A 17,016-nucleotide genomic window follows, 5' to 3' on the forward strand; every position below is an offset into this window, starting at 1 on the left:
TCTTTTCAAGAATATAAAGAAAAATCATTTGTCTTACCGCTTAAAAACGATACAATGAAAAGCATGAAGCGATTTGAAGGAGAGAGTTTGTTGGAAGAAAAAGAAATACTCTGGAACGAAGCGAAAGCGTTTATTGCCGCATGCTATCAGGAATTGGGGAAGGAGGAGGAAGTGAAAGACCGTCTCGATGACATCAAAAGTGAAATTGCCCGGACCGGAAGCTATGTGCATACGAAGGAAGAAATCGAGCACGGAGCGAAAATGGCTTGGAGAAACAGCAACCGCTGCATCGGCAGATTGTTTTGGAATTCGCTGAATGTCATCGACAGACGTGACGTCCGGACGAAGGAAGATGTGCGAGACGCCCTCTTTCATCACATTGAAACCGCAACCAATAATGGTAAAATCAGACCGTGCATTACGATTTTCCCTCCGGAAGAGAAGGGTGAAAAACAAGTGGAAATCTGGAATCATCAGCTGATCCGGTACGCCGGATATGAATCAGACGGAGAAAGAATCGGCGACCCGGCTTCACGTTCCCTGACTGCAGCCTGTGAGCGGCTCGGCTGGCGCGGAGAGCGATCGGATTTTGACCTGCTGCCTCTCATTTTTCGCATGAAAGGCGATGAGCAGCCAGTCTGGTATGAGCTGCCGCGTTCACTTGTGATTGAGGTTCCAATCACACATCCTGAAATCGAAGCGTTTTCTGATCTGGAGCTGAAATGGTACGGTGTGCCGATTATTTCTGATATGAAGCTTGAGGTCGGGGGTATTCATTATAATGCCGCACCGTTTAACGGCTGGTATATGGGCACAGAGATCGGCGCGAGAAACCTGGCGGATGAAAAGCGATATGATAAGCTCAAAAAAGTGGCGTCCGTTATCGGGATTTCTACAGATTACAACATGGAGTTATGGAAGGATCAAGCGCTTGTTGAATTGAATAAAGCTGTGCTGCACTCGTATAAAAAGCAAGGTGTCAGCATTGTTGACCATCATACAGCTGCAAGCCAGTTTAAACGGTTTGAAGAACAGGAGGAAGAAGCGGGCAGAAAGCTGACGGGGGACTGGACGTGGCTGATTCCGCCGATTTCCCCCGCTGCCACTCATATTTTCCACCGGTCCTATGACAACTCAATCGTTAAACCGAATTACTTTTATCAGGATAAGCCTTACGAATAAACAATGGAAAATCGATGATGGCCTTCGAGGCTGCGGGATTCAGTGACAGAGATGTCGGTAACCTTTGAGAAAGGGCTGCCTTTCTTTACGACCTCAAGAAACGATTGTAAGGCGTTTTCCGGGCCTTCTGCCAAAATCTCGACCCGGCCGTCATCGCGGTTTTTGACCCAGCCGGCCAGTTTTCGCTTATCGGCTTCCATTTGAACAAAATAGCGAAAACCTACACCTTGAACCCGGCCGTCTGCAACGATTCGGTATTGAAGCATGTAAAAACCACCTTTTCTTTTTATGATAATCAATCATTTTACAACCTGTAAAGGGGATGTGTTTGTATGAAGCCAGCGCATTATTCTGTCCTTTCTCTTAATCTGGGAAAGCCGCAGACGCTTGAGTATGATGGCAAGAAAATCGAAACCGGCATCATGAAGCGGCCGGCTGATTCCGCTGTCATGCTGTATCGGACGAATTTTGAAGGAGACGGACAGGCGGACCTCATCAATCACGGCGGGCCTGATAAGGCTGTCTGTGTTTACCCAGCCGCGCATTATCCATTTTGGGAAGAGTTCCTCTCAAGACCGCTGCCCAGCGCCGCATTTGGTGAAAATCTGACGATCGCTGGCCTGACTGAGGAGACCGTTTGCATCGGGGATGTGTTTCAGCTTGATGAAGCCGTTGTTCAAGTCAGCCAGCCGCGCCAGCCGTGTGTAAAGCTTGCGAAAAAGTTTGGCGTAAAGGAAATGGTGCTGAAGGTTCAGCAAACCGGCTATACCGGCTTTTATTTTCGCGTTTTGGAAGAGGGCAGGGTGGCACCCGGCGCCAAACTTGAATTGCTGTCCAGAGGGGAGAAAGCCATATCCGTCCAATTTGCCAACCGCATCAACTACCATGATGCAAAAAATCTCGCTGCCATTGAACGGATTTTAAGTGAAGATGCACTGTCGGCAAGCTGGAGATCGTCCTTTATGAAAAAAAGGGACAGGCTGCTGCCGGTTGAATAAAAAAAAGCCGCGCATATCAACTTGCGCGGCTTTCAATGTTTAAGATTGTTTTTTCTTTGTTTCGAGCAGGTTGGCAAGAAAATAGGTTTTATAGCTTTGAAGCTTTCTTCCTTCATGGTGCGTGATCCCCTGCTTTTTTAATTCTGCCACATACCAGCCTTTACTGCCGTAATGCATGTCAGAAAACTCCTTTCCCTATCTCTCCCAATGGAGAGGATTTTACCAAACGATTGGCATTGTAACATCCATAAAAAGATGCTGAAAAGAGGTGCGGGAAAAACTGAGCCTTTCGCACTATCTGTACGAATGTTCTTCTGTATGTATATGCGGAGCAAAAGCTGAATATGATTTAATGGCCGGTTAGTTTCATCATGACAACGCCAAATGTCATAATGCTGAACACAATGCCGATATATGTGAGCATTCCGTTTTTTTTCTTCACGCCGTAAACGGTTATCATAATGCCTTCAATAAAGAAAATAATGCCGAAAATAATAAACCACATGCAAATAAAGGCTCCTTTCACAGACATAATAGTAGTGTAGCATATCTGGAGGAGCCGGGCTGTGACAATATCAAGAAAGCCGGGCAGCATATGCGCCCGGCTCGTGTGTTTATTGTTTATCAACCAATTTGACCAGCAGCTGTGCCAAATGTTTTTTCTCATCTTCGTCCGCAACGCTCCAAAGCTCCTGCAGCAGCATTTCTTCACTGTTTTGCGGCTCTTCATGCTTTGCGAGGCGGTCTCCCAGGATCGCGGCGCTTTTCACAAGCTTGCCGTCATCCAATCCCAGCTTCTTGCCTCGGTTCACTTGTTTGCTCAGATAGTCTTTAAATTCCTCAAAGTCTTGTAAAATTTCTTCTTTTGTTGTGCCGTGCATGGCATCCATTTCGTTTTTAATTTGGATTTTTTCTTGATCTCTGTTCATGGCTATACCTCCTCCAGCAGAATAGTGATGGTTTACCTGTAATGGGAGGAGGGTAAACCTTCCGGCAGCCCGGAATGTGTTTTACAGTTTTGTCAGGATAATCGGTTCGTCTTTTGTAATGACGATCGTGTGTTCAACTTGGGCAACCAGGCTTTTATCCGGTGTCTTGAACGTCCAGCCGTCTTCAGCTTCAACAATCGTTTCCGCTTTCGTTGAAATAAACGGTTCAAGCGCGATGACTGTGCCGTTTTTGAAAAGCGCGTTATCAAATGGATCATAGTAGTTCATGATGTGGTTCGGCGCTTCATGCAGGCTTCGGCCGATTCCGTGGCCGGTCAGGGTTTTGATGACGGTAAAGCCTTGAGAACGTGCCTCATGATAAACGGCTCTCCCGATTTGGTTTTGGCGCTTTCCTGCTTTTGCCTGCTGCAGCCCTTTTTGAAAAGCGTTTTCCGCGCATTGGCAAAGCTTATGAAGGCGTTCTTCTCCTTCACCGAGCACAAATGAGATGCCTGTGTCGGAATAGAAGCCGCCAAATTCAGCGGAGATGTCAATGTTCACAAGATCTCCCGCTTTTAAAATTTTGGAGGTGCTTGGTATACCGTGAGCCACTTCATCATTTACGCTAATGCATGTCACACCCGGAAAGTCGTATTCCTTCTCAGGAGCTGAAACAGCGCCATGCTCATCAAGCACCGCTTTTCCGATCAGGTCGAGGTCTTTTGTGCTCATGCCGGGCTCTGCTTTCCGTTTCATTTCTTCACGCGCAAGCGCCACGATTTTTCCGATTTTTTTCAGTCCTTCTAATTCTTGATCGTTTGTTACAATCATCTGTCATTCCTGCTTTCTTTTTAAATAATCTAGCTTAAGCTTACCACAACTGTCTTAAAAATAGGAAACACACGGACCTGGGAAAAAAGAAATACCCTGGTAAAACTGGTATAGATCACTAGATATCCTGTATGGTATATTTGAAAAAAAAAGGGTATGAGGGGGATGGGCATGCTTTCATTTTTACAAAAGCTTGGGAAGTCATTTATGCTTCCGATTGCGGTACTGCCTGCTGTGGGAATTATCCTTGCGCTTGGCAGAGAGGATGTGTTTAATATCCCGTTTGTCTATCAAGCGGGGACGGCGGTTTTTGATCATCTGCCGCTTATTTTCGCGATCGGAATCGCTATCGGCATTTCAAAGGACAGCAATGGAGCCGCGGGTTTATCAGGGGCGATTTCGTATCTGATGCTTGACGCGGCGACAAAGACAATTGATAAAACAAACAATATGGCGGTATTTGGGGGAATCATCGCCGGATTAATTGCCGGTTACACGTATAACCGTTTCAAGGATACAAAGCTGCCTGAGTATCTTGGATTCTTCAGCGGAAGACGGCTTGTGCCGATTATCACAGCCATTATTACGATCATTTTAGCCGGCATATTCGGAGTCGTCTGGCCGCCGATTCAATCGTGCATAAACTCGTTTGGTGAGTGGATGCTGGGACTCGGCGGCATCGGGGCGGGCATATTCGGCCTTTTCAACAGGCTGTTAATTCCGCTAGGCCTTCACCACGTGCTGAACAATATTTTCTGGTTCCAGTTCGGAGAATATAACGGCGTGACAGGGGATCTGGCGCGCTTTTTCGCAAAAGATCCGACTGCGGGCACATATATGACCGGATTCTTCCCCATCATGATGTTCGGTTTGCCGGCGGCTTGTCTGGCTATGGTGGTAACTGCAAAGCCGTCAAAACGGAAAGCGACGGCGGGAATGATGATCGGGTTTGCCCTGACTGCGTTTATCACAGGAATTACAGAGCCGATTGAGTTTGCATTTATGTTTTTATCTCCGCTTTTATACGTGGTTCACGCGATCTTAACCGGGCTGTCTTTATTTATCGTCAACTGGCTTGGCATCCGTTCAGGTTTTTCTTTCTCAGCTGGAGCCATCGATTATGTGCTCAGCTACGGAATTGCAGAAAAACCGCTGCTTCTGCTTCTGGTAGGTATATGCTATGCGGCAGTATACTTTATTGTGTTTTATGTGCTGATTAAGGCGTTGAATTTAAAAACGCCGGGACGGGAAGATGATGACATGGATGAAGTGCTGGATGAAAACACCGTTCAGGATATCAATGAAAACATCATGCTGAAAGGGCTCGGCGGAAAAGAAAACCTTCAAATCATTGATCATTGTGCCACAAGGCTGAGGCTGACTGTGAAAGATACCGCTTTAGTGGATGAAGCGCTGCTAAAGAAAGCCGGCGCAAAAGGGGTCGTCAAATCAGGCGGGCAATCGGTTCAAGTGATCATTGGGCCAAATGTGGAATTTGCGGCTGAGGAATTGAGAGCTGCGGTAAAATAAAAAAGCGGAGAGGGCATCCTCTCCGCTTTTACTTATTTATTTTCACCGTCTGTTGACGTTTCGGAAGAATCCTCGCCATGTTTTGTGTAATCGTAATCGGAAGGGTTAACCTTCTTAAAACCTTTCGGCTCGTAGAAACGCAGCAGGTCTCCGTTTATGATTTTATCGGACATTTCAAGTTCCTTCTTGACGAGGGAGTCTTCTGACTTGTCGACTTCGGATTCATCAAGTTCTTTTCCGGTTTTCGTATCGTAATACTTGCCAGATACTTTCGTATATTTTGGTGAAATAAAGTCTCCGTTACGGAACGGAATCACTTCACGGTGTTCTTTCGATAAAATATCAGAACCGGACATCAGATAGTCTTTCGTATCCACTCCGAGCAAATGCAGAATGGTCGGAGCCACATCGACGTCTCCGGCATATTTATGAACTTTCTCGCCCTTCACGCCGGCAGCGTGGATAAAGAGCGGCACCCGTTGAAGCTGAGTGTTGTCATAATCAGTGATTTCGTCCTTGCCAAGCACTTTGGCCATCGCTTTATTGTGGTTTTCAGAGATACCGTAGTGGTCTCCGTACATCACGATAACCGATTTATCGTATAACCCGTCTTTTTTCAGGTCATTGAAGAATTGCTCAATGGACTGATCCAGGTAATGGGCTGACTGGAAGTAGTTGTTGACGACAGAGTCGCCAAAGTCTCCAGCCGGGAAGTCTGTATCGCCCTCATCCATTCCGAATGGGAAATGGTTGGACAGGGTAATGAACTTCGTATAGAACGGCTGCGGCAAGCTTTCCAACAGCGGCATTGATTCTTTGAAGAACGGTTTGTCCTTCATGCCGTAGTTTTTCGTGTTTTCTTCGTTCATGTCATAGTAAGCAGAATCGAAGAATTTATCGATGCCTTCCGCTTTGTACATTTCGTTACGGTTCCAGAACGTCTGTGTATTTCCGTGGAACGTAGCAGACGTGTAATTCTTAGATTTTAGAATCGCCGGAGCAGATTGCAGTGTGTTTTGCGCTTTGTTTACGAAAACTGAACCTTGAGCCAGCGGGTACAGAGAGTTTTCCATCATAAATTCCGCATCGGATGTTTTACCTTGTCCCGTTTGTTGGAAAAAGTTATCAAAGTAGAACGTCTCGTTATCATGCGCCAGTTTATTTAAGAACGGTGTGACTTCTTTGCCGTCAATTTTATAGTCGATAATAAACGACTGTAAAGATTCAAGAGAAACGTAAATCACGTTTTTTCCTTCAGCTTTGCCGAAATACACGTTATTCGGCACGTCATAATTGGCTTTCATGTAGTTTTCTACGTCCGTTACGTCGCTGGAATCGGCAAGCGCGCGCTGGCTGTTGGATTTGATATTCTGCACAGCGTCATAAATCGTGAAATTGTACGTTCCCAAGTATTTCACAAGATAGTTTCGGTCGAATGATCTTGTCAGCAATTCAGGACGGTCTGATTCCGCAACTGCCAAGTTGATTAAAAACACAAGAATCGAAGACGCAAGAATGATTCGGAACGATTTTTTACTGGGCGTTTCGGCAGGTTTGTTCATTTTGATCGCCAAGATGATCAAAATAATCGTATCGATAAAGTAAAAGGCGTCAGTCGGTCTCATCAGCGAAAATGCGCTGTCACCGAGTTGGCCGCCGTTTGCTTTAGCCTGCATCATGACCGGAATTGTAATAAAATCATTAAAAAATCTGTAGTACACAATGTTTGCGTACAGTAAAAAAGACATTAAAAAATGAATCACTATAATGGCTGTCTGCTGTAATTTTTTCTTGAACAAGAGTCCAAAGCCAAGAAAGAACAAGCTTGAGCTGAGAGGATTCACAAAAAGCAATATTTTTTGTATCGTGTTGTCTATTCCTAAATTGAAGTTCAGGACATAACCGACATACGTTTTGATCCATAACAGGACGACCGCAATTAGGAAGAAGGTCAGTCCTCTTTCTTTTATAAATGTTTTCATTGTTACACTCCTTTTTTCCGATCACAGTTCGAGCGAAACGATAGAAAAAACGAACGTATCCAATATAACACGAATCAGCAGATTAGAAAAGTGAAAATCGCACGATGAAGAAAGTGGCGAAAAACGCTGTCAAATCAACGTTTAGCCTTCATATTGCCAAATGTAAAATAAGGATTATTCCTAGAAACAAAGGGATAAAATGGTATTTTGGCCGCTGTATGATAACATATAAGCTATAAATGAAAAGAGGTGGAATGATGGATTTTGCCCACATTGTGTCTGAAGATAAAATTAAGCGCGCCATCAAAGACGGGGAATTTGAAAACCTGCCGGGGATGGGAAAGCCGCTGCCAAAGGATGACGCGGCACACTTGCCGGAGTCGCTCCGCATGGGTTATCGCATGTTAAAAAATGCGGGAATGACAGAGGACGAGGGCGCGCTCAAAAAAGAGCTCATGACCTTAGACCATTTAATCGCAAAGTGCTATAACGAAAAAGAACGCGAGCAATTAATCAGAAAAAAAACCGAAAAGCAGATGAAGCTTGATAAGCTTGTCGACAAGAAAAGCATGTTTTCAAAGCCTGCTTCCGCTTTTTATAAGGATAAAGTATATGACCGGCTTGGACGAAGCAGACCTTCCTCAAGCTGATTTTTCTTGTCTGAAGGATGGCGATTGATAAAAGCCATCCTCTTTTTGTTCCAGCGGTCGCTGTCTCAAGGTTTATGTTTATCGGTCTGCGGGGAAATGACTCATAAACGAAAAGGGTGATGGGATGGAACAACTATTGGAATGGGTAACGCGTATATCTGATTGGCTATGGGGCCCGCCGTTAATCATCTTGCTGACTGGGACGGGACTGTATTTCACCATTTTGCTGAAATGCTTTCAATTTCGCTATCCTTTATATATTTTCAAACAGACAATCGGCAGCGTAGGAAAAAAGCCGAAGGGAGAGGGAACAGTCACGCCGCTTCAAGCGTTGACATCAGCTCTTAGCTCAACAATCGGAGCGGCGAACATTGTCGGTGTGCCTGCCGCAATAATGTTCGGCGGACCCGGTGCGGTTTTTTGGATGTGGCTGATTGCCTTATTCGCAATGGCAATTAAGTTTTCTGAAAGTGTGCTTGCTGTTCATTACAGAGAAAAAAATGAGCGGGGAGAATTTGTCGGAGGACCGATGTATTACATAACAAAAGGGCTGCGCATGAAATGGCTCGGCGTATTTTTTTCTGTTGCGCTGATCATTGAGCTGATCCCTAGCATCATGGTTCAAGGGAATTCGGTTTCAGTCTCGCTTGCCGAAACGTTTTCTTTCAATAAAATATACGCAGGAATTGCCATTGCGTTTTTGATCGGGTTAGTGGTCATAGGAGGGGTCAAGCGGATCGGGAAAGTAACAGAGCTTGTCGTGCCGCTTATGGCAGGGGCATACGCAGGAGCAGGTTTCCTGATCGTTCTCATGAATCTGTCATCAGTGCCGGCCTTTTTCTCTCTCATCTTTTCGAACGCGTTTACCTCTTCTTCAGCAGTTGGGGGATTCGCAGGTGCTGCGCTTGCTGAAACCGTTCGCTGGGGATTTGCCCGCGGGCTGTATTCTAACGAAGCCGGAATGGGAACAGCTCCGATTGCACATGCCGCGGCCATGACTGACCACCCTGTCAGGCAGGGGTTCTGGTCTGTGATCGGCATTGTCGTTGACACCTTGATCATCTGCACCACCACTGCTTTTGTCGTCCTTGCATCCGGTGTCTGGACAGGGAAAAACGCCTTACATGACCCGGCAGCATTGACAACGGCTGCGTTTCAGCACTATTTCGGTGCTGGCGGAGGGTACTTCGTTTCGATTTCCCTCGTTTTCTTTGTTGTATCGACCATTATGGTTGTCATTTTTTACGGCGTGAAGCAAGCTGAATTTCTGTTCGGGCGGCTGGCAGGACATGTGCTCAAATTCATTTATTTAGCCGCTATTATCATAGGTGCCGGAGGCGGAGCAAAAGCCATCTGGGGCTTTCTGGACTTAGCGTTAGCTTTTATTCTCGTACCAAATGTGATTGCGCTGTTGTTATTGAGCAGAAAGGTCAAAGAACTATACACCGAATTTTTCACATCCGAACAGTATTACCTAAAAGATAGAGGGAAAACGAAACAGAACCAAGTTTATCAGACAAAAGAAGCCAAAAATTCTTAGTGTTTTGCTTTGGCGCCGAACATCGCTTTCGTTTTCATGATCAAATAGATGAATAAAGGCAGCAGAAGGGAAATCACTACATTAATGACCGGCTTTATTCTGTTAAAGTCGATCAGCTGATTTGTATTGAGGAAGAACCAAAAGCTGCATACGAGCGAAAACATGCCAGCCGGTGTGTATATGGCTTTTTGATCGATTTTTGAGTGTAAAAGGGAAAGTCCGTATACCACGATATAAAGCGACCCGGCTATCTTTACCATAATCACCGGAATCCATAAGGCCGCGATGATCAGGTCTGAGCGATCGAGAAAATCAGTAATGCGGATTTGCCTGATTACCATATAGGCTGGATCAAAGAAAGTAGATGTCAGGTTTGGGCCAAAGACAGAAATTGAACAAAATAACATGACGGCAAGCAATAAAGCGCCCAGGAGGATTGCGATAATGGAATGTTTCAGCGGGATGCTCCTGCTTGAGAAGAGGAGCGGAAGGATGATTAATTCCCCCATTGTCCCAAACGCATAAAATCCTGATTGAAGGTACTGGATCGGACCTTCAAAGACCGGTGTCAAGTTTTGCAGTTCAATTTGTGTGACCAGCGTAAATGGAAGTAGCAAGACCAGAGTGCCGAATGGAAATAAGAAAATCTGCGCCATTCGGGTCATTGTTTCTTTGCCTTCTCTGGCAATACATATCGCAACAAAGATAATAACGGCGCCAAGCACGGTCATCGGTGTTCTCGGAAGAAATAAAATGTTAATCAAATTGATGAAAAAACGGATATCATGAGCGTTGATTAACAGGAAATACAATGAGAACAGTAAAATGATAAAACGGCCGGCGATTGGCGAGGAATCGCTTAGCAGCTCATAGATATTTTTATCGTGATGCTTTTTCATCAGCCTGTGCATGAGCCAGAGTGCTGGAATCACCGTGAGAACGCCGAGGATGTAGCTGTGCCAGGCGTTTTGTTTTGCCGATTCGATCATGAGGATCGGGGCATGCTTCAATCCAACCGCTAACGTATACAGCGCTCCGAAAAATAATCCTTGATATGCAGAGGTCTTATCCATAAAGCACGTCCTTTCTTTCATGTTTAAAACGGAATATATTTAAACAGGTATCCCAGCCGCGGAAGCAGGGGATTCACTCTCATATAAATCCACAAAAAAGCACTTCCTGCGATCAGCAGGCTGAAGGCCCATTTTGTTGCAGTGTTAGCAGAACGAAAATTTTTCCATTCGTATGCGTAAATGGCAATGCACACAATCACTGTCTGTATGATATAGCTGATCATTCTGACGCACACCTCCATTAATGGCTGATTGTTTTATACAAGACACCGCCTTGCTCAATCGTCACAATGGGAATGACGTGAATCTCCATGTCCTTGTAAACCTTATCCCATTTCATTTTCTGCAGATTCTTCGTGTCCATACTTCTGATGGTCTGGTCTTGAAAGCCGGCCGGATCTGCCTCGAGCTTTTGCAGCCGGTGAACGGTGCTGATCACGTTTTCCTTTACAGCTCTGTTTAAAGCTTTTTGTATGATGTAAAATTGGTCATTTTCTCTCGTCTCATAGGTGGATTGGTTTTCCATAATAATTCCTTTGGCTCTGACCTCAATTGTCATCGACAGCTTTCCGTTTTTTTCAGCCGCATGAAAGGAAGCTTTGGACTGTTGAAGCTGAATGGACGCTTTCCCCATTTGATTCGGAAGGTCTAGTATGAATTCTGGCTGCCGGGCTTGATTCAGCAAAATCTGGGCGGCTGTCATATGGTCATCTTTAAAAATATCCACTAATTTGTCCTTTTTAAAGATGGCAAGTCCGTCAATTTTTAAATTAGATTTCCCTTTCCCTCCGGGTTTTGTTTTAGATCCGGTAATGACCGGTGCATAGGGGTCGCTTCCTTTTTCTAATAGGTCAGACATGAACCTGCTTAAAAAAACAGGGCGCTTTGAAGCCATAATGGCCAGCTCGCGAATCATTTCCGCCGGAAATTGTTCCATCTGCACATCAGTGTTTAAAATGTCCCGCGCCTCGCCCTGGCTGATTAAAATCAGCGCCGTTAATCTGTTTTGCGGATTTCGCGATAAAATATCAAAGACTGGAGCGACGCCTTCTCTCGCCATAGCCTCTCCAATAACGACCGTACGTCTGTGGGACGTATTGATCGTTCGGGACAAGGAGGTTTGCAGCTTGTTGTTCGCTTCCCTGATCGTGGTGCCGGAGGCTGAATCTACATACCATGTTTCCGAGCCGGCAGTCCCTCCGCCTCCCCCTGTTTGTCCGCCTAATTGGCCAACCAAGGGAATCTGCATGGCTATTCGATACTGATCTTTTTTCTTATCAATGGCTGAGCTGACAATGAACGCGATGTCATTGATTTCCGTCCGGTCCCAGCACCCTGCCAGAAACATACAAACGAGAAACAGCGCAACACACTTATATATTATTTTCTTCATCTTGAGGGTCCTCTCTTTTCGCTCCCTTCCGCCCCTTGCCGCGCGAATACGTGCCCGGTCTTCTGATCATCGTCCACCACGGCGCCCGGATAAATATATCTTTTACTTCATCACGTTTAAACGGAGAAATCCCCGATAAATAAGGAATGCCGAAAGATTGAAGCTTGCATAAATGAAGCACTAAAATAATCGTGCCTAGCATGATGCCGAATACCCCGAAAATACTCGCCAAAAACATAAGCGGGAAACGAAGCATTCTGATAGAGATGGCTAAATTGAAACGCGGAATGGTAAATGACGCGATCCCTGTTAACGATACGATAATCACCATGGGGGCAGACACGATTCCCGCTTCAACGGCGGCCGTCCCGATGACAAGGGCGCCGAGAATGCTGACGGTCTGGCCGATGGTTTTCGGAAGGCGCACGCCCGCTTCACGGAGAGCCTCAAAAGAAATTTCCATAATCAATGCTTCCACGATGGCGGGGAAAGGAATCGGTTCACGGGAAGATGCCACGCTGAACATTAAGTTTGTCGGCATTAAGTCCTGATGGTATGTAATAACGGCGACATAAATAGCCGGCAAATAAAGAGCAACGACTAAAAACATATAGCGAAGCCAGCGGATCAAGTTAGACATCAAATAACGCTCGTAGTAATCTTCACTGGCCTGCATCAGCTGCCAAAACGTGATCGGCCCTGTTATGACAAAAGGCGTATTATCTGTGAAAATGGCAAATCTGCCTTCGAGAAGCTGGGCGGAGACAGTATCCGGCCTTTCCGTATATTGCAGCTGGGGGAAGGGCGAGTATGTGTCGTCTTCGATAAACTCTTCAATATATCCACTTTCTAAAACAGCATCAATCTTGATCTTTTTGATTCTTTTCTTCACTTTGTCAATGACTTTCGGATCGGCAATCCCGTCAATATAAGCCAGCACAATGTCGGTTTTGGTTTTTGTGCCGATTTTAAACGAAATCATTTTAAGCTGAAGCGTTTTGACGCGAAAGCGCACGAGAGCGGTATTGACCCTGAGGCTTTCAGTAAAGCCCTCTCTCGATCCTCTGATGGTCGATTCTGTTATCGGTTCTTCAATGCTTCTTCTTTGGCCGCCTTTTATTTTTAAGATCAGGCATTTTGAATGTCCCTCGGCAAATAAAACCGCGTTCCCCTCAATAATGGATTCAGCCACTTTGCTTACACTTGTTTCTGATGCAACGCTTGCAATCGATAGTGTATTTTGCAATGCCTCTTCATGCTCTTCTATCTGATCCGTCAAATGCCTCAAGAAAGGGCGGAGGGCGTGATCCTGAATATGTTCAGATTTTACAATCCCTTCGATATAAACAATAAATCCGCACAGCCCGTTTCCAAAGTCAAATTGTCTGAATACGATGTCTGAGCAGCCTTCTGTTAATAAGGTCAGCATATCGAGGTTTTCCTTTAAATCGGGAGAGATTGGTCTGTCCTTGTTGTCTTCAAGCTCTTTGATGAGCTGAAGCGTTTTGTCGCGTTTATTCATGAGGCTCACCCTGCTTTTTCAATGTCTTATCCAAAAAATGTTTGTGACTTTTAGGGTATCCTTGTCTGTTTTAGATATTCCCGAACTAGGATGAAAGCGCTATAAAAAATGATTGACTACATGTATATACAAGATTACAATAAACTTATGATTTGTATATACAAGTTATGAAAACGGATACGGAGGGGTTGGCATGGGGGAACTGAACAAATCGGCACGGCAGATTGTTGAAGCAGTCGGCGGTGCTGAAAATATTGCAGCGGCAACTCATTGTGTGACACGTTTGCGCTTTGCGTTAATAGATGAAAGCAAAGTTGACCAAGAGATGCTTGATCAAATTGACGCAGTAAAAGGATCGTTTTCGACAAACGGGCAATTTCAGGTTGTGATCGGCCAGGGAACCGTCAACAAAGTATATGCAGAATTGGTTAAGGAAACGGGGATTGGGGAGTCAACAAAGGATGAAGTGAAGAAGGCTTCAGAAAAAAATATGAATCCTTTGCAGCGTGCTGTGAAAACGCTTGCAGATATATTTATTCCTATATTGCCTGCGATAGTGACGGCGGGTCTCTTGATGGGAATCAATAACATTTTAACAGCGCAGGGCATTTTCTTCAGCACAAAATCGATTGTGCAAGTCTATCCGCAGTGGGCGGATCTCGCGAATATGATGAACCTGATTGCAGGCACGGCCTTTACGTTTCTGCCTGCGTTAATCGGCTGGTCTGCCGTCAAACGGTTCGGCGGCAATCCGCTCCTTGGCATTGTGCTCGGCGTGATGCTCGTGCATCCTGATTTGCTGAACGCGTGGGGATATGGTGCCGCTGAACAAAGCGGTAAGATCCCTGTATGGAATTTGTTCGGACTTGAGGTGCAGAAAGTTGGCTATCAGGGACAGGTGCTCCCGATTTTGCTAGCCTCCTATTTGCTGGCGAAGATTGAAACGTTTTTAACAAAACGCACTCCTGAAGGCATACAGCTGCTCGTTGTCGCGCCGATTACGCTTCTCGTCACAGGCTTTGCCTCTTTTATTATGATCGGTCCAATTACATTTGCGATCGGAAACATGCTGACTTCGGGGCTTATCTCTGTGTTCGGCTCTTTTGCCGCACTGGGCGGTTTGTTATATGGCGGTTTCTACTCGGCACTCGTGATTACCGGCATGCATCACACGTTTCTTGCAGTTGACCTGCAGCTCATCGGCTCAAAGCTCGGCGGCACATTTTTATGGCCGATGCTGGCGCTTTCTAATATCGCACAGGGCTCGGCTGCGCTGGCTATGATGTTTATCGTGAAGGATGAGAAACAAAAGGGCCTTTCCCTCACATCAGGGATTTCAGCTTATCTCGGCATTACAGAGCCTGCCATCTTCGGGGTAAATCTGCGATACAGATTCCCGTTTATCATTGCGATGGTCAGCTCAGGGCTTGCCGGAATGTACATTTCTTCTCAAGGTGTACTGGCAAGCTCCGTCGGTGTCGGCGGCGTGCCGGGGATTTTCTCAATCATGAGCCAGTACTGGGGCGCGTTTGCGATCGGGATGGCGATTGTATTGATCGTGCCGTTTGCCGGCACATACGCGTATGCCAGATTCAAACGAACATAATCAATGGGGAGCGGGACGTGTTTTAACGTTCCCTTTTCCCATTTTTACTCTAAAAAACGGTGGTGGAGACAGTTGAAAACAGAACAAACGCCATGGTGGAAAAAAGCTGTGGTCTATCAAATTTATCCGAAAAGCTTTAACGATACGACGGGAAACGGTGTCGGCGATCTGAACGGCATTATTGAAAAGCTTGATTATTTAAAAACACTTCAGGTGGATGTCATTTGGCTGACGCCGATTTATGATTCTCCGCAGCATGATAATGGGTATGACATTCGTGATTATTACACGATTTATCCTGAATACGGGACGATGGAGGACTTTGAGCGGTTATTGACAGAAGCACATAATAGAGACCTGAAAGTCGTCATGGATCTTGTCGTCAACCATACATCAACAGAGCATAAATGGTTTCAAGAGGCGATCTCTTCACAGGACAGCCCGTACCGTGATTTTTATATATGGAAAAACCAGCGGGAAAACGGTTCTGTCCCGACAAACTGGGAGTCGAAATTCGGCGGCTCGGTATGGGAGCTTGACGAAGCGTCAGGCCAATACTATTTGCATCTGTTTGATGTGACACAGGCTGATTTGAATTGGGAAAATGAAGAGGTCAGAAAGCATGTCTATGACATGATGCATTTTTGGTTTGAAAAGGGAATAGACGGCTTCAGGCTTGATGTCATCAACCTGATTTCTAAAGATCAGCGCTTTCTTGATGCAGAAGACGGAGGCGACGGCCGTTCCTTTTACACGGACGGGCCGCGGGTGCACGAATATCTGCATGAAATGAACGAAAAGGTGTTTTCGCATTACGACAGTATGACGGTCGGTGAGATGTCTTCAACGACGGTAGACCATTGCATCCGTTATACAAATCCCGAAAATAAAGAACTCGATATGACGTTCAGCTTCCATCATCTCAAGGTTGACTATCCGAACGGCGAAAAATGGGCTTTGGCGCCGTTTGACTTTTTGAAGCTGAAGGAGATCTTATCCGAGTGGCAAACGGGGATGCATGCGGGAGGGGGATGGAACGCTCTGTTCTGGTGCAATCACGATCAGCCGCGTGTTGTATCGAGATATGGAGATGATGGCGCGCACAGGGTGAAATCGGCAAAAATGCTCGCTACCGCCATTCATATGATGCAGGGCACGCCTTATATCTATCAGGGTGAAGAGCTGGGAATGACTAATCCGAAGTTTAAGGATATCAGCTCCTACCGGGATGTCGAATCGCTGAACGTGTATCACGCTCTCAAGAAAAAAGGGATAGCTGACCACGAGATTACAGCGATTTTACAGGCGAAATCCCGTGACAATTCCAGAACGCCTGTCCAGTGGAATGATACGGAGAATGGCGGTTTTACAACGGGCACGCCATGGATACCGGTCGCCGCAAACTATCGGGAAATCAATGCCGAAGCCGCGCTGAAGGACCAAAACTCGGTGTTTTACCATTATCAAAAGCTGATTCAAATTCGCAAAACATATGACATTGTGACAGAGGGGACGTATGAGTTAATCGCAAAGGATGATCCAAGCATTTTTGCGTATCTCAGACATGGCGGCAATGAAAAGCTGCTCGTCATCAATAATTTTTACGGGACAGAGGCAGCCTTTACACTGCCGGATTCATTAGCGCCTGACGAGTGGAATGCAGAGGTGCTGTTGACAAACGATGGGGTGAGGGAAGGACTGCAGAACATGACGCTCCGCCCGTATGAGTCCATTGTTTATCGTTTAACGAAAGCGTGTTAAACTAAGCTGGGTGGTCCAT

General features: G+C 45.8%; 17 protein-coding genes. 7 read left to right on the plus strand and 10 right to left on the minus strand.

Annotated elements, in window-relative coordinates; genetic code table 11:
• Nucleotides 1-90: 90 nt before the first annotated feature.
• Complete coding sequence (gene nosA / locus G4P54_RS04015; protein WP_167871848.1) at nucleotides 91-1,182, plus strand: nitric oxide synthase; 1,092 nt, start codon at nucleotides 91-93, stop codon at nucleotides 1,180-1,182.
• Here the strand turns inward: nosA and G4P54_RS04020 are convergent.
• Nucleotides 1,173-1,448 carry an acylphosphatase gene (locus tag G4P54_RS04020; protein ID WP_167871849.1) on the minus strand — a complete coding sequence of 92 codons (276 nt, stop codon included), beginning with the start codon at nucleotides 1,446-1,448 and terminating at the stop codon, nucleotides 1,173-1,175. The two genes, nosA and G4P54_RS04020, sit on opposite strands and share 10 nt — an antisense overlap.
• A gap of 66 nt (nucleotides 1,449-1,514) precedes the next feature.
• Between G4P54_RS04020 and G4P54_RS04025 the strand changes: the two genes are divergently transcribed.
• Nucleotides 1,515-2,180, plus strand: a complete 666-nt coding sequence (locus G4P54_RS04025) for an MOSC domain-containing protein (RefSeq protein ID WP_024715760.1) — start codon at nucleotides 1,515-1,517, stop codon at nucleotides 2,178-2,180.
• Nucleotides 2,181-2,219: 39 nt separating this feature from the next.
• Here the strand turns inward: G4P54_RS04025 and G4P54_RS04030 are convergent, their stop codons facing one another.
• The 4 genes from G4P54_RS04030 to map all read right to left on the minus strand — a co-directional run bounded on the left by G4P54_RS04030 (nucleotide 2,220) and on the right by map (nucleotide 3,940).
• Nucleotides 2,220-2,357 carry a YflJ family protein gene (locus G4P54_RS04030; RefSeq protein WP_003239885.1) on the minus strand — a complete coding sequence of 46 codons (138 nt, stop codon included), beginning with the start codon at nucleotides 2,355-2,357 and terminating at the stop codon, nucleotides 2,220-2,222.
• 172 nt (nucleotides 2,358-2,529) lie between these two features.
• On the minus strand, nucleotides 2,530-2,685 hold the full coding sequence (locus G4P54_RS04035; protein ID WP_032682145.1) for a hypothetical protein: 156 nt from the start codon (nucleotides 2,683-2,685) through the stop codon (nucleotides 2,530-2,532).
• A gap of 109 nt (nucleotides 2,686-2,794) precedes the next feature.
• A complete protein-coding gene (locus tag G4P54_RS04040) occupies nucleotides 2,795-3,109 on the minus strand; it encodes a DUF3243 domain-containing protein (RefSeq protein ID WP_024715759.1) in 315 nt (104 codons plus the stop codon).
• Nucleotides 3,110-3,190: 81 nt separating this feature from the next.
• Nucleotides 3,191-3,940, minus strand: a complete 750-nt coding sequence (gene map / locus G4P54_RS04045) for a type I methionyl aminopeptidase (RefSeq protein ID WP_167871850.1) — start codon at nucleotides 3,938-3,940, stop codon at nucleotides 3,191-3,193.
• Between the two features lie 171 nt (nucleotides 3,941-4,111).
• On the opposite strand from map, the gene nagE reads away from it, so the two are divergent.
• Nucleotides 4,112-5,470, plus strand: coding sequence for an N-acetylglucosamine-specific PTS transporter subunit IIBC (gene nagE / locus G4P54_RS04050; RefSeq protein ID WP_167871851.1), 1,359 nt, complete (start codon nucleotides 4,112-4,114; stop codon nucleotides 5,468-5,470).
• A gap of 32 nt (nucleotides 5,471-5,502) precedes the next feature.
• Here nagE and ltaS read toward each other — a convergent pair whose 3' ends face one another.
• Nucleotides 5,503-7,452, minus strand: coding sequence for a lipoteichoic acid synthase (gene ltaS, locus G4P54_RS04055; RefSeq protein WP_167871852.1), 1,950 nt, complete (start codon nucleotides 7,450-7,452; stop codon nucleotides 5,503-5,505).
• 257 nt (nucleotides 7,453-7,709) lie between these two features.
• Between ltaS and G4P54_RS04060 the strand changes: the two genes are divergently transcribed.
• Together G4P54_RS04060 and G4P54_RS04065 are read left to right on the plus strand one after the other, a co-directional pair.
• Complete coding sequence (locus G4P54_RS04060; protein WP_167873821.1) at nucleotides 7,710-8,102, plus strand: DnaJ family domain-containing protein; 393 nt, start codon at nucleotides 7,710-7,712, stop codon at nucleotides 8,100-8,102.
• Between the two features lie 124 nt (nucleotides 8,103-8,226).
• Nucleotides 8,227-9,642: an alanine/glycine:cation symporter family protein gene (locus tag G4P54_RS04065; RefSeq protein WP_167871853.1), complete on the plus strand. Its 1,416-nt coding sequence runs from the start codon at nucleotides 8,227-8,229 to the stop codon at nucleotides 9,640-9,642.
• Here the strand turns inward: G4P54_RS04065 and G4P54_RS04070 are convergent.
• The 4 genes from G4P54_RS04070 to G4P54_RS04085 are packed head-to-tail and all read right to left on the minus strand — an operon-like array spanning nucleotide 9,639 to nucleotide 13,630.
• A complete protein-coding gene (locus G4P54_RS04070; protein WP_167871854.1) occupies nucleotides 9,639-10,715 on the minus strand; it encodes an endospore germination permease in 1,077 nt (358 codons plus the stop codon). The genes G4P54_RS04065 and G4P54_RS04070 overlap by 4 nt on opposite strands.
• Nucleotides 10,716-10,738: 23 nt before the next feature.
• Entirely contained in the window at nucleotides 10,739-10,939 is a 201-nt protein-coding gene (locus G4P54_RS04075; RefSeq protein WP_167871855.1) for a hypothetical protein, read from the minus strand.
• A 17-nt stretch (nucleotides 10,940-10,956) separates the two neighbouring features.
• Nucleotides 10,957-12,108 (minus strand): Ger(x)C family spore germination protein, encoded by a 1,152-nt coding sequence (locus tag G4P54_RS04080; protein WP_167871856.1) that lies wholly within the window; start codon nucleotides 12,106-12,108, stop codon nucleotides 10,957-10,959.
• Nucleotides 12,089-13,630 (minus strand): spore germination protein, encoded by a 1,542-nt coding sequence (locus tag G4P54_RS04085; RefSeq protein ID WP_167871857.1) that lies wholly within the window; start codon nucleotides 13,628-13,630, stop codon nucleotides 12,089-12,091. Before G4P54_RS04085 ends, G4P54_RS04080 begins: the two co-directional genes overlap by 20 nt.
• A 193-nt stretch (nucleotides 13,631-13,823) precedes the next feature.
• On the opposite strand from G4P54_RS04085, the gene treP reads away from it, so the two are divergent.
• Complete coding sequence (gene treP, locus G4P54_RS04090) at nucleotides 13,824-15,236, plus strand: PTS system trehalose-specific EIIBC component (RefSeq protein WP_167871858.1); 1,413 nt, start codon at nucleotides 13,824-13,826, stop codon at nucleotides 15,234-15,236.
• 72 nt (nucleotides 15,237-15,308) lie between these two features.
• On the plus strand, nucleotides 15,309-16,997 hold the full coding sequence (gene treC, locus G4P54_RS04095) for an alpha,alpha-phosphotrehalase (RefSeq protein WP_167871859.1): 1,689 nt from the start codon (nucleotides 15,309-15,311) through the stop codon (nucleotides 16,995-16,997).
• The last annotated feature ends 19 nt before the right edge of the window (nucleotides 16,998-17,016 follow it).

Source organism: Bacillus tequilensis, assembly GCF_012225885.1.
Lineage (GTDB): Bacteria > Bacillota > Bacilli > Bacillales > Bacillaceae > Bacillus > Bacillus tequilensis.